Source organism: Streptomyces sp. NPDC008121 (assembly GCF_042957155.1).
In the GTDB taxonomy this organism is placed as follows: domain Bacteria; phylum Actinomycetota; class Actinomycetes; order Streptomycetales; family Streptomycetaceae; genus Streptomyces.
In genome coordinates, this window is the sequence record NZ_JBIBHT010000002.1 from 917,828 (window position 1) to 942,079 (window position 24,252).

Sequence of the window (24,252 nt, forward strand, 5' to 3'; positions counted from 1 at the left end):
CGCACGGGCGGGGAGACACGCTATGGAGACCACACACCGGACCACCGAACAGCAGAAGCCGGCCGATCAGCGGCGCCGCGAACTGCTGGAGGCGGCGGACCGGGTGGTGCTCCGGGACGGCCCCAAGGCCTCGATGAACGCGATCGCGGCGGAGGCCGGCATCACCAAGCCGATCCTGTACCGCCACTTCGGCGACAAGGGCGGCCTCTACCGCGCCCTGGCCACCCGGCACACGGACGCGCTGCTCGCGGCGCTGCGGGCGGCGCTCGACGCGCCGGCCGGCCGGCGCGAACGCGTGGAGGCGACGCTCGACACGTACCTCGCCTCGATCGAGGCGATGCCGCAGGTCTATCGCTTCCTCATGCACCCGGCGGAGGAGTCCCAGCAGGCCGAGCAGGGCTTCGACGTGGGTCGCCACTCGGCGCCGGTGCTGCGGCGCATGGGAGAGGAGCTGGGCCAGGTCATCGCCGAACGGATCGACCTCGGCCCCGGCGGCGAGGCGCAGGCCCGGATCTGGGGACACGGCATCGTCGGCATGATGCACGCGGCGGGCGACTGGTGGCTCGGCGAACGCCCCTGCAGCCGCGTCGAGTTGGTGCGCTGCATGGCCGACCTGCTGTGGGGCCGGCTGGCGGAGGCGGGCGACCGCACGGGCGGCCCCGGCTTCTGACCTCGCCGGCGCCGGGCGGCGCCCGCCGGGCCCTGCTCCGGACCCGCCCCAGGGCCCACGAGCCCGGCATGATCCAAACGAAACGACCTAGCCCAGCGCCCCCACGCCCGAGCCCCACGGCTCCTTGCGGATCGCCCGCAGGAGGCGTGACCTCCGCCACCCCGTGACATGGTCGGCGTAGACCCCGCCCTCCAGGTGATCGCACTCGTGCTGGAGGCAGCGGGCGAAGAAGCCCGTCCCCTCCACGCGGACCGGGGTGCCGTCCAGCCGGACACCCTCGACGACCGTGCGGTCGAAGCGCGGGGTCGGCGCCTCCAGACCGGGCAGCGAGAGGCACCCCTCGGAACCCCGGATCACGTCCCCGTCCGCCTCCACCAGCCGCGGGTTCACCAGGTGCCCCAGGTGGCGGACCTCGTCGTCGTCGGGGCAGTCGTACACGAAGACCCGCAGGCCGACGCCCACCTGGTTGGCCGCGAGTCCCACACCGTTGGCCGCGTACATCGTGGCGAACATGTCCTCCACCAGTCGGCTCAGCTCGGGGCCGAAGTCGGTGACGGGTTCGCAGGGGGCGTGCAGCACCGGATCGCCCAGCAGGCTCATGCCTCGGACGTGGCCGGAACTGCCGGGGATCGGCCGGTTTCGCATGGACGTAAGGGTACGGTCCGCTGTGACCTCGCTGTTTCGGCAAGCGTCCCGGCGGTGCCGCGGTTCGGGTCGCTGGCCTGATCTCGATAGGCTGAGCCCGGACCGACGCAAGGAGGAACAAGGAAGATGTCAGGACACCCCGGTAATCCAGAGCCGCTGTCGCCACGCGCCAAGCTGGCCGTGACGGCGGGCAAGGCCGCGGCGGCGGTGTCGCGCGCGGCGGGACGCGGCAGCGGATCGGTGATCGGCGGCAAGGTGGCGCTGAGGCTCGACCCGGACCTGCTGGGTCGGCTCGCGCAGCATCTGGACGTCGTCCTGGTGTCCGCGACCAACGGCAAGACCACCACCACCCGGCTGATCGCCGAGGCGCTGCGGGCCAGCGGTCCCGTCGTCTCCAACGCGCTGGGCGCCAACATGCCCGCCGGCATCACCTCGGCGCTGGCCGGCGGCTCGGACGCCAAGTACGGCGTCATCGAGGTCGACGAGAAGTACCTCGCCGGAGTCGCCCGGGACACCACCCCCAAGGCGATCGCGCTGCTCAACCTCTCCCGCGACCAGCTCGACCGCGCCGCGGAGACCCGGATGCTCGCCGAGAAGTGGCGCGAGGGGCTGTCCGGCACCAAGGCCGTGGTCATCGCCAACGCCGACGACCCGCTGATCGTGTGGGCCGCCTCCTCCTCCCCCAACGTCGTGTGGGTCGCCGCCGGCCAGGAGTGGAAGGACGACGCCTGGTCGTGCCCCGCCTGCGGCGGTGTGATGCAGCGTCCCGGCGACGACTGGTTCTGCGGCGAGTGCGGTTTCCGCCGCCCCGCGCCGAGCTGGGCGCTCAACGGCGACCACGTGCTCGACCCGCACGGGTCGGCCTGGCCGATCCACCTCCAGCTTCCCGGCCGCGCCAACAAGGCCAACGCCGCCACCTCGGCCGCCGTCGCCGCCGTCTTCGGCGTGCCGCCGCAGGTCGCCCTGGAGCGCATGTACCAGGTGCAGGCCGTGGCGGGCCGCTACGACGTCGTCACCTTCCAGGGCCGCGAGCTGCGGCTGCTGCTCGCCAAGAATCCGGCCGGGTGGCTCGAAACGTTTTCCCTCATCGACCAGCCGCCGACCCCGGTGATCCTCTCCGTCAACGCCCGCGGCGCCGACGGCACGGACACCTCCTGGCTGTGGGACGTGGACTACGGCCGGCTCGCCGGCCACCCGATCATGGTCATCGGCGACCGCAAGCTCGACCTCGCGGTCCGCCTGGAGGTCGCGAACGTGGACTTCCGGGTGTGCGAGACGATCGACGAGGCCGTCCAGCTGGCGCCGCCCGGACAGATCGAGCTGATCGCCAACTACACCGCGTTCCAGGACGTCCGCCGCCGCGTCGGCAACTGACCCGAAGAGGACTTGCAGCATGAGTGACAGCAGCCTGCGCCTGGTCTGGGTCTACCCGGACCTGCTCAGCACCTACGGCGACCAGGGCAACGCCCTCGTCGTCGAGCGCCGCGCACGCCAGCGCGGTCTGGACGTCCAGCGCGTCGACGTCCGCAGCGACCAGCCGGTGCCCACCTCCGGCGACATCTACCTCATCGGCGGCGGCGAGGACCGGCCGCAGCGCCTCGCGGCCGAGCGGCTGCGCCGCGACGGCGGCCTGTCCCGGGCGGCGTCGAACGGCGCGATCATCTTCTCGGTCTGCGCCGGGTACCAGATCCTGGGCCACGAGTTCATCAACGACCTCGGCGAGCGCGAGCCCGGCCTGGGGCTGATCGACGTCATCTCCACCCGCGGCGAGGGCGAGCGGTGCGTCGGCGACGTCCTCGCGGACATCGACCCCCGCCTCAACCTCCCCCAGCTCACGGGGTTCGAGAACCATCAGGGCATCACGCACCTGGGCCCGACGGCCCGCCCCTTCGCCCGGACCGTCTTCGGCAAGGGCAACGGCACGGGCGACGGCACCGAGGGCGCGTACAACGACACCGTCTTCGGTACGTACATGCACGGCCCGGTCATGGCCCGCAACCCGCAGATCGCGGACCTGCTGCTGAAGCTGGCCCTCGACGTGAACGCGCTGCCGCCCACCGACGACCGGTGGTACGAAGCGCTCCGCGCGGAGCGGATCGCCGCCGCGACGCAGCCCGCCTGACCCCCGGGCCGAGCGCACGTCTGAGCACGCCTACGCCCAAAGGATCCGTAAGTAAAGAGGCTGTCCAATCCGTGGACAGCGGGTGCGGCCCCGCCTCCCTGCACCGATAGGGTGGCGGGGATCCAACCGGACGACGTGGTCCGGATGTCGGCCCACGTTGCAAAGGTTATTTCGGGCTATGCGCATTGGTGTGCTCACCTCCGGTGGCGACTGCCCCGGTCTGAACGCCGTCATCCGTTCCGTCGTGCACCGCGCCGTCGTCGACCACGGCGACGAGGTCATCGGTTTCCACGACGGGTGGAGGGGCCTCCTGGAGGCCGACTACCGCAAGCTGGACCTCGACGCGGTGGGCGGCATCCTGGCCCGGGGCGGCACGATCCTCGGCTCCTCCCGGGTCCAGCCCGCGCACCTGGTCGACGGCGTCGAGCGCGCTCGCGGCCATGTCGCCGAGCTGGGCCTCGACGCGATCATCCCGATCGGCGGCGAGGGCACGCTGAAGGCGGCCAACCTCCTCTCCGAGGCCGGCCTGCCGATCGTCGGCGTCCCGAAGACCATCGACAACGACATCGCCTCGACCGACGTCACCTTCGGCTTCGACACCGCCGTCGGCGTGGCCACCGAGGCCCTCGACCGGCTGAAGACCACCGCCGAGTCGCACCAGCGGGTGCTGATCGTCGAGGTCATGGGCCGCCACACCGGCTGGATCGCCCTCCACTCCGGCATGGCCGCCGGCGCGCACGCCATCGTCGTGCCCGAGCGTCCCTTCGACATCGACGAGCTGACCGCCCGGGTCGGGGAGCGCTTCGAGGCGGGCAAGCGGTTCGCGATCGTGGTCGTCGCCGAGGGCGCCAAGCCGCGCGAGGGCTCGATGAGCTTCGAGGTCGGCGTCAAGGACCAGTACGGGCACGAGCGCTTCACCGGCATCGCCAACCAGCTCTCGGTCGAGCTGGAGCGCCGCCTCGGCAAGGAGGCCCGGCCGGTCATCCTCGGTCACGTCCAGCGCGGCGGCACGCCGACCGCGTACGACCGCGTCCTCGCCACCCGCTTCGGCTGGCACGCGGTGGAGGCCGCGCACCGCGGCGAGTTCGGCATGCTGACCGCGCTGCGCGGCACGGACATCCACATGGTGCCGCTGGCCCAGGCCGTGGAGACCCTCAAGACCGTCCCGGCCGACCGGTACGCCGAGGCAGAGACCGTGCTCTGAGCACCGCCCCACGCCGACGAACCGCCCCCGGTCGCATCCGCGAACGGGGGCGGTTCTAGTCTGGTGCGGACAACAAGCGCGAATCGGGCTCCAGGAGTACACAGATGGATCACAGCGGGCACGGCACCTCCATGGATCTGCCGCCGTTCACGCTGGGACGGGGGCTGGAGTTCTCCGCGGACCCGTTCTTCCTCGTCGCCTGCCTCGTGGGTCTCGCGCTGTACGGCTGGGGCGTCGCGCGGCTGCGCCGGCGCGGTGACGACTGGCCGGTGAGCCGGACGGTGTTCTTCACGGCCGGCGTGCTGAGCGTGGCCCTGATGATGTGCACCAAGCTGAACGACTACGGCATGGTCATGTTCAGCGTGCACATGGTGCAGCACATGGTCGTCTCCATGCTCTCGCCGATCCTGCTGCTGCTCGGCGCGCCGGTGACGCTGGCGCTGCGCGCGCTGCCGGTCGCGGCGCGGGGCAGCAAGGGGCCGCGCGAGCTGCTGCTGATGCTGCTGCACAGCCGCTACATGCGGATCGTCACGCACCCGGCGTTCACGATCCCGCTCTTCATCGCGAGCCTGTACGGCTTCTATTTCACGCCGATCTTCGACACGCTGATGGGGTCGAAGATCGGGCACATCACGATGATGGTGCACTTCCTCGCCGTCGGTCTGGTCTTCTTCTGGCCGATCATGGGCGTCGACCCGGGTCCGCACCGCCCCGGCTATGTGATGCGGATGCTGGAGCTCTTCGCCGGCATGCCGTTCCACGCCTTCTTCGGCATCGCCCTGATGATGGCGAGCGAGCCGATGGTCAAGGCGTACGCCGATCCGCCGGCCTCGCTGGGCATCGACGCGCTCGCCGACCAGAACGCGGCGGGCGGCATCGCGTGGGCCTTCAGCGAGATCCCGTCGGTGCTGGTGCTGATCGCGCTTGTGTACCAGTGGTACCACTCCGAGCAGCGGCAGGCCGTGCGCAAGGACCGGGCCGCCGACCGGAACGGCGACAAGGAGCTGGAGGCGTACAACGCGTACCTCGCCTACCTGCAGACCCGCGGGCAGTAGAGGGCGCGCGGGAGTAGCGCGGGGGGCGCTTCAGGGGTCACGATGAGCAGGACGGCCCCGTCATGAGGAGGGCGGACATATGTCCGGTCCCACGAAGGCGATGAGCGTGATCACCGTCGCGGCCCTGGTGCTGACGACGGCGTACACCGTGGCGCTCGGCAGCAGTGGCTGGCTGTGGTTCTGCTGGGTGGTGCTCGGTATGGTCACGATCGGCATGGCGGCGGCGGACAGCGCCGCGCCCACGGCCCGCGGGCGCAGGCGCGGAAGGGCGAGCAGGCCGGGCCCCCAGCCCTGACCGGTGCGGCTCCGGTGTCCGGGCGGGTCCGGCCCGGGGCGTGAGCGGGTCAGCCGCGCGGGACGAGGACGATCCAGGTCCGGCCGGGTGCGAGGTTCAGCGGAGCCCCGTCGGGTGTGGTCAGCGCCGTGCCGGACGCCGCGTCCGGGCGGCTCCAGCGGGCGTCGTGGCCGCGTCCGTCGCGCAGGACGAGCGCGGAACCGCTGCCGACGGTCTCGGTGTACGGCGAGACGCTGCCCAGGAAGTCCTCGAACGTCGACGCCCGGACGTTCACCTGCTGCACCACCACGTTGGTCGCCGTGAGCGGGCCGCCGTCGGTGGTGCGCGCCGGCGTCCCGTCCATCGCCACCCGCCAGCCCTGGTCGGCGGCGGACCACGTGAAGGTGTACCGGGCGGCCGGGAAGCGCGCGGTGTGCGTGTTCACCGGCTCGCCGCCGGCCGGGGCGGGACCGAAGCGGAGGCCGATGTCCTCGGCGCGCTGGGCGTCCGGCGCCGCTTCCAGGGCCCGCTCCGGCAGCAGGTAGAGGTTGTGCGGAGCGGGCCTGTCCGCTCCGCGGACGTACGCGCCGGGGACCGTCTCCGGTGTCAGCAGGTCGAGCGGGGCGTCCCTGAGCGGCGGTTTCAGGCCGGAGTGCGAGCCGGAGTAGGCGAGGGCGGGGGCGCCGAACTGCCGGAGCAGCTCGATGTCGGACTCGCGGGCGCTGCGCACCGGCCCCACCCGGTCGGGCAGCTGTGTGGAGTAGACGGCCAGGAGGCGGGTCTGGCCGCCTTCCACCTGCTCGACGTAGACGAGGTCGGCGGCGCCGAGGCCGGTGTGCGGCCGGGCCGGGCCGACGTTGTCTATCTTCACGGCGAGGACCGGGTCGTCGGGCCGGGCGGGCAGTCCGGTGAAGGGCGAGCGGCCGTCCGGGGAGGTGGCGGGCGTCCGGGAGGGGGCGGGCTCGGAGGGGCCGGAATCGGCGCAGCCGTACAACCCGGCGGTCATCACCGCGCACAGGACGGCGGTGACGGCTGCGCCGGGACGTATGCGTCGGCGCGTGGCTGCCATCGGTGCATCACTCCGTCTCCAGTGTGGACCACGATGGCGCGAGTCGTTACAAATGAGCGTTGCCACTACGAAACGGGGCCGCCGGTGTTCTATCACGTACTGAAGTACGTTCTGCTGGGTCCGCTGCTGCGGCTGGCCTTCCGGCCCCGCATCGAGGGGCTGGAACACGTCCCGGAGGAGGGCGCGGCGATCATCGCCGGCAACCACCTGTCGTTCTCCGATCACTTTCTGATGCCGGTCGTGCTCAAACGCCGGATCACGTTCCTCGCCAAGCAGGAGTACTTCACCGGGCCGGGGATCAAGGGGCGGCTGACGGCGGCGTTCTTCCGCAGCGCCGGTCAGATCCCGGTCGACCGGTCCGGCAAGCAGGCCGGGCAGGCGGCGATCCGCGAGGGGCTCGGGGTGCTGTCCAAGGGCGAGCTGCTGGGGATCTATCCCGAGGGGACGCGTTCGCACGACGGCCGGCTCTACAAGGGCAAGGTCGGGGTCGCGGTGATGGCGATCACCGCCGGGGTGCCGGTGGTGCCGTGCGCCATGGTGGGCACCTTCGAGATCCAGCCGCCCGGCAAGGTCGTGCCGAAGGTCAAGCGGGTCACCATCCGCTTCGGGGCGCCGATGGACTTCTCGCGCTATGCCGGGATGGAGGGCGAGAAGGCCGCGATCCGTGCGGTCACCGACGAGATCATGTACGAGATCCTGGCGCTCTCCGGCCAGGAGTACGTGGACGACTACGCGGCCGCGGTGAAGGCGGCGGAGGAGGAGAAGAACGCACGGCCGGCGCGGAAGTTCCCCCGCCGAGGACGCTGAGGGCGGATCCGCGCACGGCGAAAGAGGCAGGGGCGGCGGTCGTTCCCGCCGTAGCGTCGCCGCCATGACGACGAAGAACGCGTTGGTGGTCGGAGCGACGGGACAGGTGGGGCGAGCGGCCGTGCGGGCGCTCGTCGCGGACGGCTGGGAGGTGACGGCGGCCTCGCGCGGCGGCGGCCGGGACGAGAGGTGGCCGGCGGAGGTCCGGTCGGTGGCCTTCGACCGGGACGAGGAGGGGGCGCTCGCCTCGGCGCTCGGCGACGGCGTGGACGTGCTGGTGGACGTCGTCGCCTACGACCGCGGCCACGGGGGGCAGTTGCGGGGGCTCGCCGGCCGGATCGGCTCGGCGGTGGTGATCTCCAGCGGCGCTGTCTACGAGGACGAGGAGGGGCGCAGTTTCGACACCCAGGACGAGCCGGGCGGTTTCCCCGTCTACCCGCTGCCGATTCCCGAGAGCTGTGCGACGGTCGCGCCGGCCGACCACTCGTACAGCTCGCGGAAGGTGGCGCTGGAGCGGGAGTTGCTCGCGGCGGGCGGGGAGCTGCCGACGACGCTGCTGCGGGCGGGCGCCGTCCACGGGATGTACTGCCCGGGGCCGCGGGAGCTGTGGTTCGTGAAGCGGGCGGCGGACGGGCGGCCGGTGCGGATCCTGTCGTACGACGGCTCCTCGCGGTTCCATCCGGTGCACGTGGACAATCTCGCCGAGCTGATCCGGCTGGCGGCGGCGCGGCCGGGCAGCCGGGTGCTCAACGCCGCGGATCCGCAGGCCCCGACGGTGGCGGAGATCGGTGCCGCGATCGATGCGGTGATGGGGGCCGAGAGCGAGACGGTGTGCTTCGACGGGCCGCCGGAGGGCACGGTCGGGCTCACGCCGTGGACAGGGGGCGGGCAGCCGATCGTGTTCGACATGACGGCGGCGGAGCGGGAGTTGGGGTACCGCCCGGTGGTGTCGTACGCGGATTCGCTGCCGGCGACGGTCGGGTGGCTGGCCGACCGGGTGGCGGGCCGGGACTGGCGGGAGACGTTCCCTGGTCTGGCGAAGTACCAGGTGGACTGGTTCGACTACGCGGCCGAGGACGCCTGGCTCGCCGCCCGGGCATGAGCGAGGGGCGGCCGCGCCGGCGGCCGCCCCTCCCCCGTCACGGAGCGGCCGAAGCCACTCCTCAGGGCTGGGGCGTGGCGTGCGGGGCGCAGGTCACGTCCGCCCGGTCCAGCGCTCCGGTCAGCAGATAGGCCTCGACCCGGGTGTTGAGGCAGGCGTTGACCAGGTTGGTGATGCCGTGGGAGCCGGCGTCCTTCTCGGTGATCAGCCGGGAGCCCTTGAACCGCTTGTGCAGCGAGACCGCCCCGGCGTACGGGGTGGCGGCGTCGCGCTCGGCCTGCGTGATGAGGACCGGCGGCAGGCCCTTGCCCGTACGGACCTCGGTGGGGCGCTGGCGGGGGCCGGACCAGGTGGCGCAGGGCAGGTTCATCCAGGCGTTGGACCAGGTCATGAACGGGTACTTCGCGTGCAGGCGGGTGTTGTCGCGGTCCCAGGTCCGCCAGCTGGTCGGCCAGGGGGCGTCGGCGCACTCGACGGCGGTGTAGACGGCGTTGCCGTTCTCGGCGGCGATGTTGCCGGCCGTGTCGGTGAGGTCCGCGGCGGCCGCGTCGATCAGCGGCTGCGGGTCTCCGGCGGCGTAGGCGCTCCACGCCTCGGCGACCGGGGCCCACATGGAGTCGTAGTACGGCGCGTTCTGGAAGAAGCCGATGAGTTCGGCCGGGCCGACCTTCCCGCCGAGGGGGTTCTTCTTGGCGGCGGCGCGCAGGGTGTTCCACTGCCCGCGGACCTCGGTATAGGTGTCCCCGAGGTGGTAGGTGGCGTCGTGGCGGGCGACCCAGGTCATCCAGTCGACGAGCCGGCCTTCGAAGGCGACGTCCTGGTCGAGGTTGACCTGGTACCAGATCTTCCGGGTGGAGGGGTCGACGACGCTGTCGAGGACCATGCGGCGGACGTGGGTCGGGAAGAGGGTGCCGTAGACCGCTCCGAGGTAGGTGCCGTAGGAGACGCCGACGAAGTTCAGCTTCCGCTCGCCGAGCGCGGCGCGGATGACGTCGAGGTCGCGGGCGGTGTTGCGGGTGTGGAGGTGGGGCAGCAGGTCGCCGCTCCTCTCCGCGCAGCCGGCGGCGTACTCCGCGGCGAGCTTGCGCTGCGCCCGCTTGTCGGCCTCGCTGTCCGGGACCGGGTCGGGCTTGGGTCCCTTGACGAACTCGGTCGGGTCGACGCAGGAGATGGGGGCGGAGCGGCCGACGCCGCGGGGGTCGAAGCCGACGAAGTCGTACGCCTTGGCCGCGCCCGCCCAGATGGCGCTCTTGGTGGTGACGCGGCGCGGGAAGCGCAGACCGGAGCCGCCGGGGCCGCCGGGGTTGTAGAGGAGCGCGCCCTGGCGCTCGGCGGCGGTGCCGGTGGCGCCGATGCGGTCGACGGCGAGCTTGATCTGCTTGCCGTACGGCTTGGCGTAGTCGACCGGGACGGTGACCCAGCCGCAGGTGATGGGTTTCTCCAGGCCCCAGTCGGCGGGGCAGTCCTGCCAGTCGATGCCCCGTTTCGCGGCCCGGTCGGCGGCGACGGAGACGCCGTGGGCCTCCAGGGACGGCCGGTGCGCGGCGGGGCGGCCGGTGTCGGCGGCGGCCGCCGGGGCGGCGAGCGCGCCCGCCATGAGCGTGCCGGCTATGAGCGTGCCGGCGGACACGAGCGCGGTGGCGCTTCTCACGTGGTCTCTCCCCCTGTGGGTGGTGGTCTGTCCGGAGATCCTTTCGTCAGGGGGGCGCGCGACGAAAGGGCGTACTGCGGTTTCTTTGCCGAACGCATAACCGATGGCCGGGTTCCGCCGGGCGGTGCCGGCGGGTCGGTGTCGGTCAGAGCGGGGCGAGGGCGCGGAGGACGTCGTCCAGGGTGCGGCGCAGCCGGAGCGCGTCGGGGGCGACGGCGGTGACCAGGGCGGCGGGGCCGGCGAGCGGGGCGAGGACCGCGTGGTCGGCGAGCAGGCGCGTACGGACCGGATCGACCGCGAACGCGGGGTCGACGACGAGGAGTTGCCCGGTGGCCCGGTGTCCGGCGAGGACCGCTCCCCCGTCCCATCCGCCGGGGGCGCCGGGGCCGTACGCCAGCTCCTGGTCCAGCAGGGGGCGCCCGGCGAGTCGGACGGTGAGGCGGGTGGTGAGCGTGCCGGGCTCCTCTCCGTGGCGGCCGAGGATCTGCTCCTCGCGGAGCACCAGGCGTGCGGTGGCGGCGAGTTCGACGGTCGTGCGCATCGTCAGGTCGGAGCCGGCGGCGGAGATCAGCTGCTCGGGGAGCCAGTGCAGCACGGCCCCTTCCCCGACGCTGATCCGCACGTCGTACGCGGCGGGTTCGGCGGTCCGGCCGGGCAGCGCCACGGTCGCGGCGGCCGAGTCGACCAGCAGCCGGGCGCCGTCGCGGACGTCGGCCTCGATCGCCAGCCGGTCGCCGCCGAGCGGGGCGCTCATCGCGCCGACGACGGTGACCCTGGTGTGGGTGCCGGCGGCGCGGGTGCGGCGCAGGGCGAAGGGGCCGTGGCTCTCCAGGAGCGGCAGCCTGCCCCCCGCCTCGGCGACGATCCGGGCGGTGGAGCGCAGGCTCATGCGGCCCGCGCTGTCCACGCGTCGAGCCGCTCGCGCACCCAGTCGGCCACCGGGGCGACGCCCTCGGGACCGGTGAGCGAGGTGAAGGCGACGGGCAGGTCGCCACGCTGCTCCTTGGCGTCGCGGGCCATACGGGCCAGGTCGGAGCCGACGTAGGGGGCGAGGTCGGTCTTGTTGACGACGAGCAGGTCGGCGGTGGTGACACCGGGTCCGCCCTTGCGCGGGATGTCGTCGCCGCCCGCCACGTCGATCACGAAGATCTGGGCGTCGACGAGGCCCTTGGAGAAGGTGGCGGTGAGGTTGTCGCCGCCGGATTCGACGAGGATGAGGTCGAGGGGGCCGACGGTGTCCTCCAGCTCCTCGACGGCTTCGAGGTTGGCGGAGATGTCGTCGCGGATGGCGGTGTGCGGGCAGGCGCCGGTCTCGACGGCCTGGATGCGCTCCGGGGGCAGGACCGCGTGGCGCAGCAGGAACTCGGCGTCCTCGCGGGTGTAGATGTCGTTGGTGACGACGGCGATGGAGAGCCGGTCGCGCAGGGCGCGGCAGAGCGCGGCGACGGTGGCGGTCTTGCCGGATCCGACGGGGCCGCCGAGTCCGACACGCAGGGCGCGCCGGGTCCCGTCGGGGCGGCGGGCATCGGCGGAGACGGCGGAGGGGCCGGCGTGCGCGTGGTCGAGGTGCATGGTTCTCCCGGTGTGAGGAAGCGGTCGTCAGGAGGCGAAGAGGCGGACGGGCCAGGCGGCGTGCTGTTCGGCGGTGATGTCGAGCAGCGGCGCGGAGGCGGCGGGCAGGGCGTCGGGGCCTTCGTGGGCGGCGGCCACGGCCCGCTCGGCGACCCGGTCCAGGTCGGGGGCGAGGCGGGCGAGGACGGCGGTGGCCTGGAAGGGGTCGAGGCCGAGGAGGCGTACGACGGCGGTGGCGGGGCCGCTGACCGTCTCGTACGCGACGCAGTGCGCGGCGTCCTCGGGGCCGAGGCCGGCGGCGCGGGCGGTGGTGCCGAGGACGACGGGCTGGTGGGCGCCGCGTGGGAACGCGGTGGCCAGCGCGTCGAGTTCGGCGCAGGGCCAGGTGGCGCGTGCCGCCCGCATCATCTGCCGGCCGAGCTTGCGGGCGGCGGCCCGGAGCGCGGGCGAGGGGGTGCGGGCGTCGGCGGCGGCGTCGAGGGCGTGCGGGTCGTGTCCGAGCGCGGCCGCGGCGGCGAGGGCCGCCGCGGTGAGGCCGGTGGTGTGCAGCCGGCCCCGGCAGAACGCGGCGAGGCCGGCGGCGTCGGTGATCCGGCCGGCCTTGACGGCGGCCTCGGCGCCGCCGGAGTGGGCGTGCCCGCCGGCGGGGAAGCGCCCGTCGGCGAGCACGAGGAGTGCGGAGCGGTTCATCGGTTCTCGTGACTCGTCAGAAGAGGAAGTAGCGCTGGGCCATGGGGAGTTCGGCGGCGGGCGCGGGTTCGACCGGCTCTCCGTCGATCGTGACCGTGAAGGTGTCGGCGTCGACCTCGACGCGGGGCAGGGCGTCGTTCTCCCGCATGTCGGCCTTGGTGACCCGGCGGGTGCTGCCGATGGCGACGAACTCCTTGTGGACGCCGAGCCGTCGGGGCAGGTCGTCCTCGAGGGCGGCGGGGGCGGCGAAGTTGACCGATCCGGCGGCGGCCGCCTTGCCGAGCGCGCCGAACATCGGGCGGGGCAGGATCGGCTGGGGGGTGGGGATGGAGGCGTTGGCGTCGCCCATCTGCGCGTACGCGATCTGGCCGCCCTTGAGGACCGTCTGAGGCTTCACGCCGAAGAACGCGGGGTCCCAGAGGACGAGGTCGGCGAGTTTGCCGGTCTCGACCGAGCCGATGAGGTGGTCCATGCCTTGGGCGACGGCGGGATTGATCGTGTACTTGGCGACATAGCGACGGACCCGGTGGTTGTCGGCGCGGCCGTCACCGGGCAGGGCGCCGCGACGCTTCTTCATCACGTGCGCGGTCTGCCAGGTGCGCAGGACGACCTCTCCGATGCGGCCCATGGCCTGGGAGTCGGAGGAGATGATCGAGATCGCGCCGAGGTCGTGCAGCACGTCCTCGGCGGCGATGGTGGAGGGCCGGATGCGGGACTCGGCGAAGGCGAGGTCCTCGGGGACGGCGGGGTTGAGGTGGTGGCAGACCATCAGCATGTCGAGGTGTTCCTCGACGGTGTTGAGGGTGTGGGGCCGGGTGGGGTTGGTGGAGCTGGGCAGGACGAACGGCTCGGAGACGACGCTGATGATGTCGGGCGCGTGGCCGCCGCCCGCGCCCTCGGTGTGGTACGCGTGGATGGTGCGGCCCGCGATGGCGGCGAGCGTGTCGCCGACGAAGCCGGCTTCGTTCAGGGTGTCGGTGTGGATGGCGAGCTGGGCGCCGGTCTCGTCGCAGACGCTCAGACAGGCGTCGATGACGGCCGGGGTCGCCCCCCAGTCCTCGTGGATCTTGAACCCGAGCGCTCCGCCGCGGAGTTGGGAGTGCATGGCCTCCCGCGACATGGTGTTGCCCTTGCCGAGCAGTCCGATGTTGACCGGGAAGGTGTCGAGCGCCTCGAACATCCGGGCGAGGTGCCAGGGGCCGGGGGTGATGGTGGTGGCCTTGGTCCCCTCGGCCGGGCCCGTGCCGCCGCCGACGAGGGTCGTGATGCCGGAGGAGAGCGCCTGGTCGACGAGGGTGGGCGAGATGAAGTGGACGTGGGCGTCGACGGCGCCGGCCGTGAGGATCTTCCCGTTGCCGGCGATGATCTCGGTCTCGGGGCCGATGACGAGATCGGGGTGGACCCCGTCCATGGTGTCGGGGTTGCCGGCCTTGCCGATGCCGGTGATCCGGCCGTCGCGGATGCCGATGTCGGCCTTGACCACGCCCCAGTGGTCGATGACGACCGCGCCGGTGATGACGGTGTCGGGCGCGCCTTCGGCGCGGGTGGTCCGGGCCTGCCCCATCGACTCGCGGATGACCTTGCCGCCGCCGAACACGGCTTCGTCGCCCGCGCGGCCCGGGCCTCCGGAGCGGTCCTCCTCGATCTCGACCAGCAGGTCGGTGTCGGCGAGCCGGATCCGGTCGCCGGTGGTGGGGCCGAACAGGTCGGCGTAGACGGCGCGGTGGAGCTCAGGCATGGTCGGCGCCCTTCGGGTCGAGCGGGCCGGCCGTCTCGCCGCGCAGCCCGGGGACGACCCGGCGGCCCGCGAGCGGGACGAGTTCGACCTCGACGGGGATGCCGGGCTCGAAGCGCACGGCGGTGCCGGCGGCGATGTGCAGCCGCTGTCCGCGCGCGGCGGCGCGGTCGAAGTCGAGGCCGGGGTTGGCCTCGGCGAAGTGGTAGTGGGAGCCGACCTGGACGGGCCGGTCGGCGGCGTTGAGGACGGTGAGGCGGGTGACGGGGCGCCCTGCGTTGAGGGTGACCGTCCCCTCCGCGTACAGGATCTCTCCGGGGGTCATCGGCGGCGCTCCCCGGTCACACGATCGGGTCGTGGACGGTGACGAGTTTGGTGCCGTCCGGGAAGGTGGCCTCGACCTGGACGTCGTGGATCATCTCCGGGATGCCGGCCATCACGTCGTCGCGGGTGAGCACCTTGCGTCCGGAGGCCATGAGTTCGGCGACCGTTCGGCCGTCGCGCGCGCCTTCGAGGAGGTGCGAGGTGATCAGGGCGACCGCTTCGGGGTGGTTGAGTCTCACTCCGCGCGCTCTGCGCTTCTCGGCCACGTCCGCCGCCACATGGATGAGCAGTCGTTCCTGTTCGTGCGGGGTCAGTTGCACGCTTCCACCTCACAGTCGTCCACCGGGCGGTTCCCTCCCGGACAGCAGCGGACCTTACCGATCTTCAACACTCTGTTGAGCTGCGGTGATGCGCTGCCGGGTCAGACATTGCACGTTAGGGCGGAAGTTTTTCCGACGCGTTAACTCGGGCTTTGCGTCTCCATGGACATCAGTCCGCGCAGCCCGTCCTGCAGGACCCCGACCTCTACGTCGCCGAAGAGGGCCTGCTGGGCGATGAAGCCCTGGGCGGTGGCGATGAGGGTGCGGGCCACGTGGTCGGCGGGGACGTCCGCCGCCATGAGGCCGTTGGCGCGGTAGGCCTCGACCAGCAGCGCCCAGGCCTGGCGCATGCCGTGGTAGCCCTCGGAGAGGGTCGCGTAGAGCCGTTCGTCGCGCAGCGTCTCGGACCAGACCTGGATGATCAGCCGCGCGAAGGCCTGGCGGTCCGCTCCCGCGACGCGCTCCTCCAGGAAGATCCGCAGGACCCGGCCGAGGAGGACGTCGGGGGTGGGCGGCGGCACGGTCAGCGACGCCTCCTCGAACGCGCCGCGGATGCCGTCGAACGCCTCCGACGCGATGGCGGCGATCAGCTCCTCCTTGCCTCGGAAGTAGCGGTAGACGGCACCGGCCGAGAGGCCCACCTCACTGAGGACGTCCTGCATGGAGGTGGCGTGGAAGCCGTTGCGGGCGAAGCAGCGCGCGGCGCCGTCGAGGATCTGACGGCGGCGGGCGTCGAGGTGTTCCTGAGAGACGCGGGCCATGGTCCGAATCTAAAACGAACATTCATTCTTGACAAGCGGCCACGCCGGAGGGACAGTGAGCCCAGAGCCAAAAACGAACGATCCTTCTCTTTGAACGGAAGTCGCCATGTCTGCCACCGGCACCCGCAAGACCGTCGCGGTGATGGTGCTGATCCCGGTCGTCGCGGCCTTGGCCCTGTGGGCCTTCGCCTGGCCGGCCGCGCGTCTCGCCCCGCGCGACCTGCCGCTCGGCGTCGCCGGCCCCGCCACCGCCACCGCCCCGCTGGAACAGCGCCTCGCCGAGCACGACGGCGCCTTCGAGGTCCACCGTTACGACTCCGAGGAGGCCGCCCGTACGGCGATCGAGGACCGGGTCGTATACGGCGCGGTGGTCGTGACCCCGCAAGGGCCCCGGCTGCTGACCGCGTCCGCCGCGAGCCCGGTCGTCGCGGGGCTCCTGCGCGAGGCGGTCACCGCGCAGCTCCCCGCCGGCGCGCCCGTCCAGGTGACCGACGTCGTCCCCACCCCGGCCGACGACCCGCGCGGCAGCGCGTTCGGCTCTAGCCTGTTCCCCCTCATCCTGGCCGGAGCGGCATCGGGCGTCGTCGCCACGGTCCTGGGCCTGCGCCGCGGGCGGGCGGTCCTGGCCCTCGCCGGCGCCGCGGCACTCGCCGGGATCGTCGGGGCCACGCTCGCCCACAGCTGGCTGGGCGCGCTCACCGGGAGCTGGTGGGCCGAGGCGGGGGTCCTCGGGCTGACGGTGCTCGCCATCGGCGCGACGCTCGCCGGCCTCGCGGCCCTCTTCGGCAAGCCGGGCCTGGGCCTCGGGGCGCTGCTGATGGTGCTGCTCGGCAACCCGTTCTCCGGTGCGGCCAGCGCGCCCGAACTGCTGCCGGCGCCCGCCGGGGCGCTCGGTCAGCTGCTGCCGCCGGGCGCCGGCGGATCGGCGCTGCGGTCGGTCGCCTTCTTCGACGGCGCGGGCGCGGGCTCACCGCTCCTGGTGCTCGGCGTCTGGGCGGCGCTGGGCCTCGCCGCGGTCGCCCTGGGCGGCCGCCGCACCCGGCCGGCCACCGAGCCGGAGACCACTCCGGCGCCGCAGCCGGCCCCGGTGGGCTGACGCCCCCACGAAAACGGCCGCGTGCCCCCGCTGTAGCGGACGGGGGCACGCGGCTTTCGCGTGCGCGCAGGGGCGGGCACGCGGCTCGGTTCCAAGGGGCCGGCGCGAGGGGCATCTCGCTGCAGATCGGCTCCCCCTGCGGGCGAGAGCGAGGTGCACGCCGACCCGCCGGCCCGTGCGCTGCGCGTGCTGGACGGCGAGGGGCCGGCGGAACGGGTCACCGTTCGGACGGCGAGCGGCGGGCGGAACGGGTCACTCTTCCGAGGACTCCGGCGAGTTGACATTCCCGCGTGTCGTGTCGAGGTCCACTCGGCCCACGAGGTGCGCAGAATCCCTCCCCCGTTCGGCGTAGTCGACGAATCCACATATGACCGGGGCGGGTTGCACGGCAGGTGTACACATCTGGCTGAATCAGGCGTTCCACCCCTGGTGCGGGGCCCCTTGGGCAAACCTCTGAAGATCACGAAACCTTCTTGTCCACCCGAACGGGTCAGTCGTGAGGAGCCTCACATATCGCCGTTTCAACTCGGATTTCACCCCGGATGTGGGTCAAGATCCGTGACGACGACAAGCCCCCGCCACCACGGCGGGGCGGTCCGGGCGGACGCCGAGTCCTGCCGCTGTCCCGGACGTCTGGTCGACAGAGGTGGATCGGCAGGAGTGGAGGACCCGAGCAACACGGGACGACCGGGCACGTGGGCCGTTCCTCGGGGTGAAGCCGCAGCCGCGGCCGGGCATCTTCGCCTGCCCGAACCCGACAGGTCATCCTTCACAGGCGGCTGACGAAGGGTTGCGCATGACCGCGCAGATTCATGTCCCGTCCCTGCTGTCCCGGGCCGGAGCCGTCTCGGCTCTCACCCTCGCCGCCGTCGGCGGCACGCTGCTGGCACCAGGTGCCGCACCAGAGGCCCAGGCCGCGACCTCACACGCCAACAAGGCCCTGAGCGTCGCCGCCTCCAAGAAGGGAGCGCCCTACAAGTACGGCGCGTCCGGACCCAGCCGGTTCGACTGCTCGGGGCTCACGGTCTACTCGTACAAGAAGGCGGGCAAGTCACTGCCCCGTACGGCGCAGCAGCAGTACAACAAGACCAAGCACATCTCCGCCTCCAGCAGGAAGCACGGAGACCTGGTCTTCTTCCACTCCGGGGGAAGGGTCTACCACGTGGGCATCTACGCTGGTCAGAACAGGATCTGGCACTCCCCCAAGACCGGCTCCTGGGTCAAGCTCGACAAGATCTGGTCCTCGAAGATCTACTACGGCAGGGTCCGCTGACGGGTCGTCCGACCGCGCTGCCGGAGACCGGCTGAGGGCGCCCTGCCGGCCGCGGAGCCGGGGGCCGCGGCCCGACGCCCGGTCAGGTCCCCGCGAGCGGCGCCGAGACCGGGCGCCGGAGCGCCCAGGGCAGGTCGATCCAGACCGTCTTGCCGCCCTCGTCGGTCGGAGTGACCGAGAGCCGGCCACCCGCCTCCGCCGCGAGGAAACGGATGATCACCATCCCCCGGCCGTTGTCCTGCTGGACCGCGGCCGGGAGTCTTCGCGGCCAGCGCGGGTGGCTGTCGGTGACCCCGACGTACAACCGCTCCTCGCGCTCCAGCCGGACGTCGACGGTGAAGGTGGGCGACTGCCCGAAGGTGTGCTGAACGGCGTTGGTGGCCAGCTCCGAGACGATCAGCCGGACCGTGTCGCCGGTGTCGCTGTCGTCCTCGAGCCCCCACCCCCGGAGGACGTCGTCCACGTATCTGCGGGCGGCGGACACCGAGGCGGGATCGCTCGGCAGCGTGACGGATGCTTCCTGATGGTCTGCCATGGCGACGCTGTCCTTCCCACCGGGGGCACGCCCCGGACTGCACGTCGCGTCAGCGTGCCACCGATCGTGCCGCCATAGGGGCCGATCGCCCAAGATATGCAGATATCAGTCCCCCGAAGCGGTGAACTCGGGCGTGTCGCGGGGCCGCCGGGGACGGCCCGGGCGCGGCCTACACCGCGCGCGGGGCCGTCCTGACGATGGTGTCCACCGCCTGGGCGATCCGGTCGTCACCCAGATCCGCGCGCGCCGTGAGCCGCAGCCGGGAGATGCCGTCCGGCACCGACGGCGGCCGGAAACAGCCCACCGCCAGGCCCTCCTCGCGGCAGTCCGCCGCCCATCGCAGCGCCGCCTCCGGTGACGGGGCCCGCACCGAGACCACGGCCGCGTCCGGGCGTGCGGCGGTCAGGCCGGCGTCGGTGAGCAGACGGTGCAAGGTCGTGGCGACCGTCCTCGCCCGCTCCGCGAGAGCGGGATCGCCCTGGATCAGGCGCAGGCTCGCGAGGGCGGCGCCCACGGCGGCCGGGGCGAGGCCCGTGTCGAAGATGAACGTCCGGGCCGCGTTGACCAGGTGCTCGATGACCCGGGCGGGCCCGAGGACGGCACCGCCCTGGCTGCCGAGGGACTTGGACAGGGTCAGGGTGGCGACCACGTCCGGGTCACCCGCCAGTCCGGCGGCGTGGAGCGCGCCGCGGCCTCCCGCACCGAGCACGCCCAGACCGTGGGCGTCGTCGACGACGAGCGCGGCGCCGTGGGCGCGGCAGACGGCGGCGAGTTCGGGCAGCGGCGCCCGGTCACCGTCCACCGAGAAGACCGAGTCGGTCACCACGAGGGCCCGGCGGCCGTCATGGGCCTGGAGGGTCTTGCGCACGGAGTCGGGGTCGGCGTGCGGGACCACGGCCGTCTCGGCACGGGAGAGGCGGCAGCCGTCCACGATCGAGGCGTGGTTCGCGGCGTCGGAGACGATCAGCGAGTCCCGGGCGGTGAGCGCGGTCAGCGCGGCCAGGTTGGCGGCGTAGCCGGAGGAGAAGACGAGGGCCGCCTCGAAACCGCAGAAGTCGGCGAGTTCGCGTTCGAGCGTGGTGTGCAGCCGGGTGGTCCCGGTGACCAGGCGCGAGCCGGTCGCGCCCGCGCCCCAGCGCCGTGCGGCCTCGGCGGCGGCCTCGGTGATCTCGGGGCGCCGGGTCAGGCCGAGGTAGTCGTTGCCCGCCAGGTCGAGCGGCTCCGCCTCGGCGGCGCGCGGCCGCAGCGTCCGCACCAGACCGGCCTCCGCGCGGCGGCGCGCCTCCGTGTCCGTCCAGTCGAACGGAGTCCGGCGCGGGTCCTCGTCCGGCGTGTGCGCGTCCCGGTGCATGGGCCAGATCCTTTTGTAGGCAGCGCACAGACCCTAACCGCCCGTGGCCGAGGTCAGAGTGTGGCCATCCACACACCTCAATCCGGCGCTGTTGTTCGGTTCCTCCTTGGCCGGGGGGCGTGCCGTAGGCCAGGATCAGCCCTTATGGACCTGCTGAACACGCTGGTGGACAAGGGGCTGCGGCGCGAGCTGCCGACCCGTGAAGAAGCGCTCGCCGTGCTGGCGACCTCCGACGACGAACTGCTCGATGTGGTGGCCGCGGCCGGCAAGGTGCGCCGTCAGTGGTTCGGGCGCCGGGTGAAGCTCAACTATCTGGTCAATCTGAAGTCCGGCCTCTGCCCGGAGGACTGTTCGTACTGTTCCCAGCGGCTCGGCTCGACCGCCGGGATCCTGAAGTACACCTGGCTGAAGCCCGACGAGGCCTCCCAGGCCGCCGCCGCCGGTGTGGCCGGCGGCGCGAAGCGGGTCTGCCTGGTGGCGAGCGGCCGCGGCCCGACGGACCGGGACGTGGACCGGGTCGGCAAGACCATCGAGGCGATCAAGGAGCAGAACGAGGGGGTCGAGGTCTGCGCGTGCCTCGGTCTGCTCTCCGACGGCCAGGCGGAGCGGCTGCGGGCCGCGGGCGCCGACGCGTACAACCACAACCTGAACACGTCCGAGGGGACGTACGGCGAGATCACGACCACCCACACCTACCAGGACCGCGTCGACACCGTGCGGAAGGCGCACGACGCGGGTCTGTCGGCCTGCTCGGGGCTGATCGCGGGCATGGGCGAGAGCGACGAGGACCTGGTCGACGTCGTCTACGCGCTGCGTGAGCTGGACTCGGACTCGGTCCCGGTGAACTTCCTGATCCCGTTCGAGGGCACGCCGCTCGCGAAGGAGTGGAACCTCACCCCGCAGCGCTGTCTGCGGATCCTGGCGATGGTGCGGTTCGTCTGCCCGGACGTGGAAGTCCGGATCGCGGGCGGCCGCGAGGTGCACCTGCGCTCGATGCAGCCGCTCGCGCTGAACATCGCGAACTCGATCTTCCTCGGCGACTACCTGACGAGCGAGGGCCAGGCGGGCCAGGCCGACCTCGACATGATCGCGGACGCCGGCTTCGAGGTCGAGGGCGCGGGCACGACGACGCTGCCCCGGCACCGTGCCGACGCGCTCGCCGAGGCGTCGGGCGGCTGCGGCTCGCACGCCGAGGCCGGGACCGGCGGGGGCTGCGGCTCGCACGCCGGAGCCGGCGGCGGTGGGGGTTGCGGTTCGCACGCCGAGGCCGGGGCGGGTGGCGGTTGCGGTCCGTGCGGCGGCGCTCCGGCGCCGGAGGCCGACGAGGTTCCCACGGCCGGCGTCGAGGTCGGGGCCGGTGCCGCCGAGGCGTCGAACGCGCGTACCGACCTGGTGGCGGTCCGCCGCCGGGGTGCCGGAACGGACCTCGCGCCGAATGCGTGAGAGCGACCTGCTGGCCCTGGACCGGGCGCACGTCTGGCATCCGTACGGTCCCATGCCGGGCCGTACGGACCCGCTGGTCGTCGCGTCCGCCTCCGGGGTACGGCTGCGGCTCGCCGAACCGGCGTACGGCCGGGACGAGTTGATCGACGGCATGTCCTCGTGGTGGTCGGCGATCCACGGCTACAACCATCCGGTGCTCAACGACGCGGTGCGGGGCCAGCTGGACCGGATGAGCCACGTCATGTTCGGCGGCCTCACCCACGAGCCGGCCGTCCGGCTCGCGACCCGGCTCGTCGAGATCACGCCGGAGCCCCTGCGGCACGTCTTCCTCAGCGACTCGGGCTCCGTGGCCGTCGAGGTCGCCGCCAAGATGTGCCTGCAGTACTGGCGCTCGGTGGGGCGGCCCGGCAAGCAGCGGCTCCTCACCTGGCGCGGCGGCTACCACGGCGACACCTGGACCCCGATGTCGGTCTGCGATCCCGAGGGCGGGATGCACGAGCTCTGGTCCGGCGTGCTGCAGCGCCAGGTCTTCGTCGGCCCGCCGCCGGCCGCGTACGAGGAGTCGTACGCGGAGCTGCTGCGCGAGGAGATCGGGCGCCACGCGGACGAGGTCGCCGCGGTGATCGTGGAGCCGGTCGTGCAGGGCGCCGGGGGCATGCGCTTCCACGACCCGGAATACCTGCGGGTGCTGCGCGAGGCGTGCGACGCGCACGACGTCCTGCTGATCTTCGACGAGATCGCGACCGGGTTCGGCAGGACCGGCGCCCTGTTCGCGGCGGACCACGCGGGCGTCTCCCCCGACGTGATGTGCGTGGGCAAGGCGCTGACCGGCGGCTATCTGTCCATGGCGGCGACGCTGTGCACGGCGCGGGTGGCCGAGGGGATCTCGCGCGGCGAGGTGCCGGTGCTCGCGCACGGTCCGACCTTCATGGGCAATCCGCTGGCCGCCGCGGTGGCCCGGGCCTCGATCGACCTGCTGCTGTCGCAGGACTGGTCGGTGGAGGTCAAGCGGATCGAGGCGGGGCTGAGCGAGGGCCTGGCCGGGGCCGCCGCGCTGCCGGGCGTCCGGGACGTGCGGGTGCTCGGCGCGATCGGGGTCGTCCAGCTCGACCACGAGGTCGACATGGCGGCCGCCACGGAGGCCGCGGTGCGGGCGGGCGTGTGGATACGGCCGTTCCGCGACCTGATCTACGTGATGCCGCCGTTCGTGACCGGCGACGAGGATCTGACCCGTATCTGCGACGCGGTGCGCGCGGCCGCGGCGGCGGGCTGAACCGCCGGCCGTTCGCAGGGGCCGGCGGGGCACTCGCCCGCGGCCCCTGCGGCCCGCCCGGCCGGTACTTCTGAAAGGACACCACACACCATGACCGTCATCGTCGTCAGCGGTACGGGTACGGAGATCGGCAAGACGATCGTCACCGCCGCGCTGGCCGCCGTGGCCACCGGCCAGGGGCGTTCCGTGGCCGTGCTCAAGCCCGCGCAGACGGGCCTCGCTCCGGACGAGCGCGGGGACGCGGACGAGGTCGTCCGTCTCTCCGGGGCCGAGACCTCGACCGAACTGGCCCGGTTCCCCGAGCCGTTGGCGCCGGCCACCGCCGCCCGGCGGGCGGGCATGACGCCGGTGGGCCCGCGGGAGGTCGCCGACGCGGCGGCCAAGCTGGCCGCTTCGCGCGACCTGGTGCTCGTGGAGGGGGCGGGCGGGCTCCTGGTCCGCTTCGACCAGGAGGGCGGCACCCTCGCCGACGCCGCCCGCCTTCTCGGCGCGCCGGTCCTGGTGGTGGCCCCGGCCGGTCTGGGCACCCTCAACGCCACCACCCTGACCGCCGAGGCCCTGCGGGCCCGCGGCCTCAGCCAGCTGGGCGTGGTCGTGGGCAGCTGGCCCGCCTCCCCTGACCTCGCCGCGCGCTGCAACCTGGCCGACCTGCCCGAGGCGGCCGGCGCGCCGCTGCTCGGAGCCGTACCGGAGGGCGCCGGGGCGCTGGACCCCGAGCGGTTCCGCGCGGAGGCGGTCGAGTGGCTGGCGCCGTCCCTGGGCGGTGTGTGGGACGCGAAGCGTTTCGCCTCGGCGCACCGGCCGTGATCTCCGTACGCTGAAGGCATGCGTGCAACCGTTCAGGAAATCGTCTTCGACTGTGCCGATCCGGCCGGTCTGGTGCGCTTCTGGGCCGCGCTCCTCGGCGGCGACCCGGTCGACCGGAGCCCCGACTGGTCCTATGTCGACCCCCCGGACTTCATCCGGGTCGCCTTCCAACGGGTTCCCGAGGGCAAGGCCGCGAAGAACCGCCTCCATCTGGACCTGGAGGCGGTCGGCGCGGCCGGCGTCGACGCGGCGGCCGACGCCGCCGTCACCCTGGGCGCGGAGCGGGTCGCCGAGATCGTCACCGACGACCACGGGGACTTCCAGGTGATGCGGGACCCGGAGGGCAACGAGTTCTGCTTCGTGTCGGGCTGAGTGGCGCCGGACGGGGAAGAATCCCCTCGTCCGGTCCGCGTCCACAGCCACTCCCCGTCCATGTATTCGTACACGTCCGCTCCGCCGAGCGTCGGAGGAGG

General features: G+C 72.9%; 26 protein-coding genes and 1 riboswitch. Of the genes, 14 read left to right on the top strand and 12 right to left on the bottom strand.

What is annotated here, in order from left to right:
• Positions 1 to 22 precede the first annotated feature (22 nt).
• Positions 23 to 670 (top strand): TetR family transcriptional regulator, encoded by a 648-nt coding sequence (locus ACFZBD_RS09560; protein WP_391138228.1) that lies wholly within the window; start codon positions 23 to 25, stop codon positions 668 to 670.
• A gap of 87 nt (positions 671 to 757) precedes the next feature.
• On the opposite strand, the gene def is transcribed toward ACFZBD_RS09560, so the two are convergent.
• A complete protein-coding gene (def, locus tag ACFZBD_RS09565; RefSeq protein WP_391138231.1) occupies positions 758 to 1,315 on the bottom strand; it encodes a peptide deformylase in 558 nt (185 codons plus the stop codon).
• Positions 1,316 to 1,441: 126 nt separating this feature from the next.
• Between def and ACFZBD_RS09570 the strand changes: the two genes are divergently transcribed.
• The 5 genes from ACFZBD_RS09570 to ACFZBD_RS09590 all read left to right on the top strand — a co-directional run bounded on the left by ACFZBD_RS09570 (position 1,442) and on the right by ACFZBD_RS09590 (position 5,991).
• The gene (locus tag ACFZBD_RS09570) at positions 1,442 to 2,689 is read left to right on the top strand and encodes a MurT ligase domain-containing protein (protein ID WP_391138234.1); all 1,248 of its coding nucleotides are present in this window, start codon (positions 1,442 to 1,444) and stop codon (positions 2,687 to 2,689) included.
• Between the two features lie 19 nt (positions 2,690 to 2,708).
• A complete protein-coding gene (locus ACFZBD_RS09575) occupies positions 2,709 to 3,437 on the top strand; it encodes a type 1 glutamine amidotransferase (protein WP_391138237.1) in 729 nt (242 codons plus the stop codon).
• 178 nt (positions 3,438 to 3,615) lie between these two features.
• A complete protein-coding gene (locus ACFZBD_RS09580; protein WP_391138240.1) occupies positions 3,616 to 4,641 on the top strand; it encodes an ATP-dependent 6-phosphofructokinase in 1,026 nt (341 codons plus the stop codon).
• A gap of 104 nt (positions 4,642 to 4,745) precedes the next feature.
• Entirely contained in the window at positions 4,746 to 5,696 is a 951-nt protein-coding gene (locus ACFZBD_RS09585; protein WP_391138243.1) for a cytochrome c oxidase assembly protein, read from the top strand.
• A 79-nt stretch (positions 5,697 to 5,775) separates the two neighbouring features.
• Positions 5,776 to 5,991, top strand: a complete 216-nt coding sequence (locus ACFZBD_RS09590; RefSeq protein ID WP_391138594.1) for a hypothetical protein — start codon at positions 5,776 to 5,778, stop codon at positions 5,989 to 5,991.
• 49 nt (positions 5,992 to 6,040) lie between these two features.
• Here ACFZBD_RS09590 and ACFZBD_RS09595 read toward each other — a convergent pair whose 3' ends face one another.
• Positions 6,041 to 7,039 carry a DUF3048 domain-containing protein gene (locus ACFZBD_RS09595; protein WP_391138246.1) on the bottom strand — a complete coding sequence of 333 codons (999 nt, stop codon included), beginning with the start codon at positions 7,037 to 7,039 and terminating at the stop codon, positions 6,041 to 6,043.
• An 84-nt stretch (positions 7,040 to 7,123) separates the two neighbouring features.
• Here ACFZBD_RS09595 and ACFZBD_RS09600 point away from each other — a divergent pair, with 84 nt between their 5' ends.
• A complete protein-coding gene (locus ACFZBD_RS09600) occupies positions 7,124 to 7,846 on the top strand; it encodes a 1-acyl-sn-glycerol-3-phosphate acyltransferase (RefSeq protein ID WP_391138249.1) in 723 nt (240 codons plus the stop codon).
• Positions 7,847 to 7,910: 64 nt separating this feature from the next.
• Positions 7,911 to 8,948: an NAD-dependent epimerase/dehydratase family protein gene (locus ACFZBD_RS09605; RefSeq protein ID WP_391138252.1), complete on the top strand. Its 1,038-nt coding sequence runs from the start codon at positions 7,911 to 7,913 to the stop codon at positions 8,946 to 8,948.
• Positions 8,949 to 9,009: 61 nt separating this feature from the next.
• Here the strand turns inward: ACFZBD_RS09605 and ACFZBD_RS09610 are convergent, their stop codons facing one another.
• From ACFZBD_RS09610 to ACFZBD_RS09645, 8 genes are all read right to left on the bottom strand, one after another.
• Positions 9,010 to 10,545, bottom strand: a complete 1,536-nt coding sequence (locus ACFZBD_RS09610) for an alpha/beta fold hydrolase (protein ID WP_391138574.1) — start codon at positions 10,543 to 10,545, stop codon at positions 9,010 to 9,012.
• A 199-nt stretch (positions 10,546 to 10,744) separates the two neighbouring features.
• Positions 10,745 to 11,488, bottom strand: a complete 744-nt coding sequence (locus tag ACFZBD_RS09615) for an urease accessory protein UreD (protein ID WP_391138255.1) — start codon at positions 11,486 to 11,488, stop codon at positions 10,745 to 10,747.
• The gene (gene ureG / locus ACFZBD_RS09620) at positions 11,485 to 12,171 is read right to left on the bottom strand and encodes an urease accessory protein UreG (RefSeq protein ID WP_391138258.1); all 687 of its coding nucleotides are present in this window, start codon (positions 12,169 to 12,171) and stop codon (positions 11,485 to 11,487) included. The genes ACFZBD_RS09615 and ureG overlap by 4 nt, the downstream gene beginning before the upstream one ends.
• A 27-nt stretch (positions 12,172 to 12,198) precedes the next feature.
• A complete protein-coding gene (locus ACFZBD_RS09625; protein ID WP_391138261.1) occupies positions 12,199 to 12,861 on the bottom strand; it encodes an urease accessory UreF family protein in 663 nt (220 codons plus the stop codon).
• A 16-nt stretch (positions 12,862 to 12,877) separates the two neighbouring features.
• Positions 12,878 to 14,599: an urease subunit alpha gene (locus ACFZBD_RS09630; protein WP_391138264.1), complete on the bottom strand. Its 1,722-nt coding sequence runs from the start codon at positions 14,597 to 14,599 to the stop codon at positions 12,878 to 12,880.
• On the bottom strand, positions 14,592 to 14,921 hold the full coding sequence (locus ACFZBD_RS09635) for an urease subunit beta (protein ID WP_391138267.1): 330 nt from the start codon (positions 14,919 to 14,921) through the stop codon (positions 14,592 to 14,594). The genes ACFZBD_RS09630 and ACFZBD_RS09635 overlap by 8 nt, the downstream gene beginning before the upstream one ends.
• A gap of 16 nt (positions 14,922 to 14,937) precedes the next feature.
• A complete protein-coding gene (locus ACFZBD_RS09640) occupies positions 14,938 to 15,240 on the bottom strand; it encodes an urease subunit gamma (RefSeq protein WP_391138270.1) in 303 nt (100 codons plus the stop codon).
• 140 nt (positions 15,241 to 15,380) lie between these two features.
• A complete protein-coding gene (locus ACFZBD_RS09645) occupies positions 15,381 to 16,001 on the bottom strand; it encodes a TetR family transcriptional regulator (protein WP_391138274.1) in 621 nt (206 codons plus the stop codon).
• Positions 16,002 to 16,107: 106 nt separating this feature from the next.
• Between ACFZBD_RS09645 and ACFZBD_RS09650 the strand changes: the two genes are divergently transcribed.
• Both ACFZBD_RS09650 and ACFZBD_RS09655 read left to right on the top strand, forming a co-directional pair.
• Entirely contained in the window at positions 16,108 to 17,097 is a 990-nt protein-coding gene (locus ACFZBD_RS09650) for an ABC transporter permease (protein WP_391138277.1), read from the top strand.
• A 620-nt stretch (positions 17,098 to 17,717) separates the two neighbouring features.
• Positions 17,718 to 17,890, top strand: a riboswitch (cyclic di-AMP (ydaO/yuaA leader).
• Positions 17,891 to 17,893: 3 nt separating this feature from the next.
• The gene (locus ACFZBD_RS09655; protein ID WP_391138280.1) at positions 17,894 to 18,370 is read left to right on the top strand and encodes an NlpC/P60 family protein; all 477 of its coding nucleotides are present in this window, start codon (positions 17,894 to 17,896) and stop codon (positions 18,368 to 18,370) included.
• 82 nt (positions 18,371 to 18,452) lie between these two features.
• Here ACFZBD_RS09655 and ACFZBD_RS09660 read toward each other — a convergent pair whose 3' ends face one another.
• Positions 18,453 to 18,905, bottom strand: coding sequence for an ATP-binding protein (locus ACFZBD_RS09660; protein WP_391138283.1), 453 nt, complete (start codon positions 18,903 to 18,905; stop codon positions 18,453 to 18,455).
• A gap of 169 nt (positions 18,906 to 19,074) precedes the next feature.
• Entirely contained in the window at positions 19,075 to 20,256 is a 1,182-nt protein-coding gene (locus ACFZBD_RS09665; RefSeq protein ID WP_391138286.1) for an aminotransferase class I/II-fold pyridoxal phosphate-dependent enzyme, read from the bottom strand.
• Positions 20,257 to 20,400: 144 nt separating this feature from the next.
• Between ACFZBD_RS09665 and bioB the strand changes: the two genes are divergently transcribed.
• The 4 genes from bioB (at position 20,401) to ACFZBD_RS09685 (ending at position 24,151) form a co-directional block, all read left to right on the top strand.
• Complete coding sequence (gene bioB, locus ACFZBD_RS09670; RefSeq protein WP_391138289.1) at positions 20,401 to 21,699, top strand: biotin synthase BioB; 1,299 nt, start codon at positions 20,401 to 20,403, stop codon at positions 21,697 to 21,699.
• Positions 21,692 to 22,972 (top strand): adenosylmethionine--8-amino-7-oxononanoate transaminase, encoded by a 1,281-nt coding sequence (locus ACFZBD_RS09675; RefSeq protein WP_391138292.1) that lies wholly within the window; start codon positions 21,692 to 21,694, stop codon positions 22,970 to 22,972. The genes bioB and ACFZBD_RS09675 overlap by 8 nt, the downstream gene beginning before the upstream one ends.
• Positions 22,973 to 23,062: 90 nt before the next feature.
• Entirely contained in the window at positions 23,063 to 23,779 is a 717-nt protein-coding gene (gene bioD / locus ACFZBD_RS09680; RefSeq protein WP_391138295.1) for a dethiobiotin synthase, read from the top strand.
• 18 nt (positions 23,780 to 23,797) lie between these two features.
• Complete coding sequence (locus ACFZBD_RS09685; RefSeq protein WP_391138298.1) at positions 23,798 to 24,151, top strand: VOC family protein; 354 nt, start codon at positions 23,798 to 23,800, stop codon at positions 24,149 to 24,151.
• Positions 24,152 to 24,252 lie beyond the last annotated feature (101 nt).

Bases quoted from the DNA above. Each gene is read 5' to 3' on its own strand.
- ACFZBD_RS09605 (WP_391138252.1), top strand. From the start codon at position 7,911: ATGACGACGAAGAACGCGTTGGTGGTCGGAGCGACGGGACAGGTGGGG.
- ACFZBD_RS09675 (WP_391138292.1), top strand. From the start codon at position 21,692: ATGCGTGAGAGCGACCTGCTGGCCCTGGACCGGGCGCACGTCTGGCAT.
- ACFZBD_RS09665 (WP_391138286.1), bottom strand. From the start codon at position 20,256: ATGCACCGGGACGCGCACACGCCGGACGAGGACCCGCGCCGGACTCCG.
- ACFZBD_RS09650 (WP_391138277.1), top strand. From the start codon at position 16,108: ATGTCTGCCACCGGCACCCGCAAGACCGTCGCGGTGATGGTGCTGATC.
- ACFZBD_RS09630 (WP_391138264.1), bottom strand. From the start codon at position 14,599: ATGCCTGAGCTCCACCGCGCCGTCTACGCCGACCTGTTCGGCCCCACC.
- ureG (WP_391138258.1), bottom strand. From the start codon at position 12,171: ATGCACCTCGACCACGCGCACGCCGGCCCCTCCGCCGTCTCCGCCGAT.
- ACFZBD_RS09655 (WP_391138280.1), top strand. From the start codon at position 17,894: ATGACCGCGCAGATTCATGTCCCGTCCCTGCTGTCCCGGGCCGGAGCC.
- ACFZBD_RS09635 (WP_391138267.1), bottom strand. From the start codon at position 14,921: ATGACCCCCGGAGAGATCCTGTACGCGGAGGGGACGGTCACCCTCAAC.
- ACFZBD_RS09590 (WP_391138594.1), top strand. From the start codon at position 5,776: ATGTCCGGTCCCACGAAGGCGATGAGCGTGATCACCGTCGCGGCCCTG.
- ACFZBD_RS09575 (WP_391138237.1), top strand. From the start codon at position 2,709: ATGAGTGACAGCAGCCTGCGCCTGGTCTGGGTCTACCCGGACCTGCTC.
- ACFZBD_RS09585 (WP_391138243.1), top strand. From the start codon at position 4,746: ATGGATCACAGCGGGCACGGCACCTCCATGGATCTGCCGCCGTTCACG.
- ACFZBD_RS09625 (WP_391138261.1), bottom strand. From the start codon at position 12,861: ATGAACCGCTCCGCACTCCTCGTGCTCGCCGACGGGCGCTTCCCCGCC.
- ACFZBD_RS09645 (WP_391138274.1), bottom strand. From the start codon at position 16,001: ATGGCCCGCGTCTCTCAGGAACACCTCGACGCCCGCCGCCGTCAGATC.
- ACFZBD_RS09580 (WP_391138240.1), top strand. From the start codon at position 3,616: ATGCGCATTGGTGTGCTCACCTCCGGTGGCGACTGCCCCGGTCTGAAC.
- bioB (WP_391138289.1), top strand. From the start codon at position 20,401: ATGGACCTGCTGAACACGCTGGTGGACAAGGGGCTGCGGCGCGAGCTG.
- ACFZBD_RS09570 (WP_391138234.1), top strand. From the start codon at position 1,442: ATGTCAGGACACCCCGGTAATCCAGAGCCGCTGTCGCCACGCGCCAAG.
- ACFZBD_RS09685 (WP_391138298.1), top strand. From the start codon at position 23,798: ATGCGTGCAACCGTTCAGGAAATCGTCTTCGACTGTGCCGATCCGGCC.
- ACFZBD_RS09610 (WP_391138574.1), bottom strand. From the start codon at position 10,545: ATGGCGGGCGCGCTCGCCGCCCCGGCGGCCGCCGCCGACACCGGCCGC.
- def (WP_391138231.1), bottom strand. From the start codon at position 1,315: ATGCGAAACCGGCCGATCCCCGGCAGTTCCGGCCACGTCCGAGGCATG.
- ACFZBD_RS09615 (WP_391138255.1), bottom strand. From the start codon at position 11,488: ATGAGCCTGCGCTCCACCGCCCGGATCGTCGCCGAGGCGGGGGGCAGG.
- bioD (WP_391138295.1), top strand. From the start codon at position 23,063: ATGACCGTCATCGTCGTCAGCGGTACGGGTACGGAGATCGGCAAGACG.
- ACFZBD_RS09660 (WP_391138283.1), bottom strand. From the start codon at position 18,905: ATGGCAGACCATCAGGAAGCATCCGTCACGCTGCCGAGCGATCCCGCC.
- ACFZBD_RS09560 (WP_391138228.1), top strand. From the start codon at position 23: ATGGAGACCACACACCGGACCACCGAACAGCAGAAGCCGGCCGATCAG.
- ACFZBD_RS09595 (WP_391138246.1), bottom strand. From the start codon at position 7,039: ATGGCAGCCACGCGCCGACGCATACGTCCCGGCGCAGCCGTCACCGCC.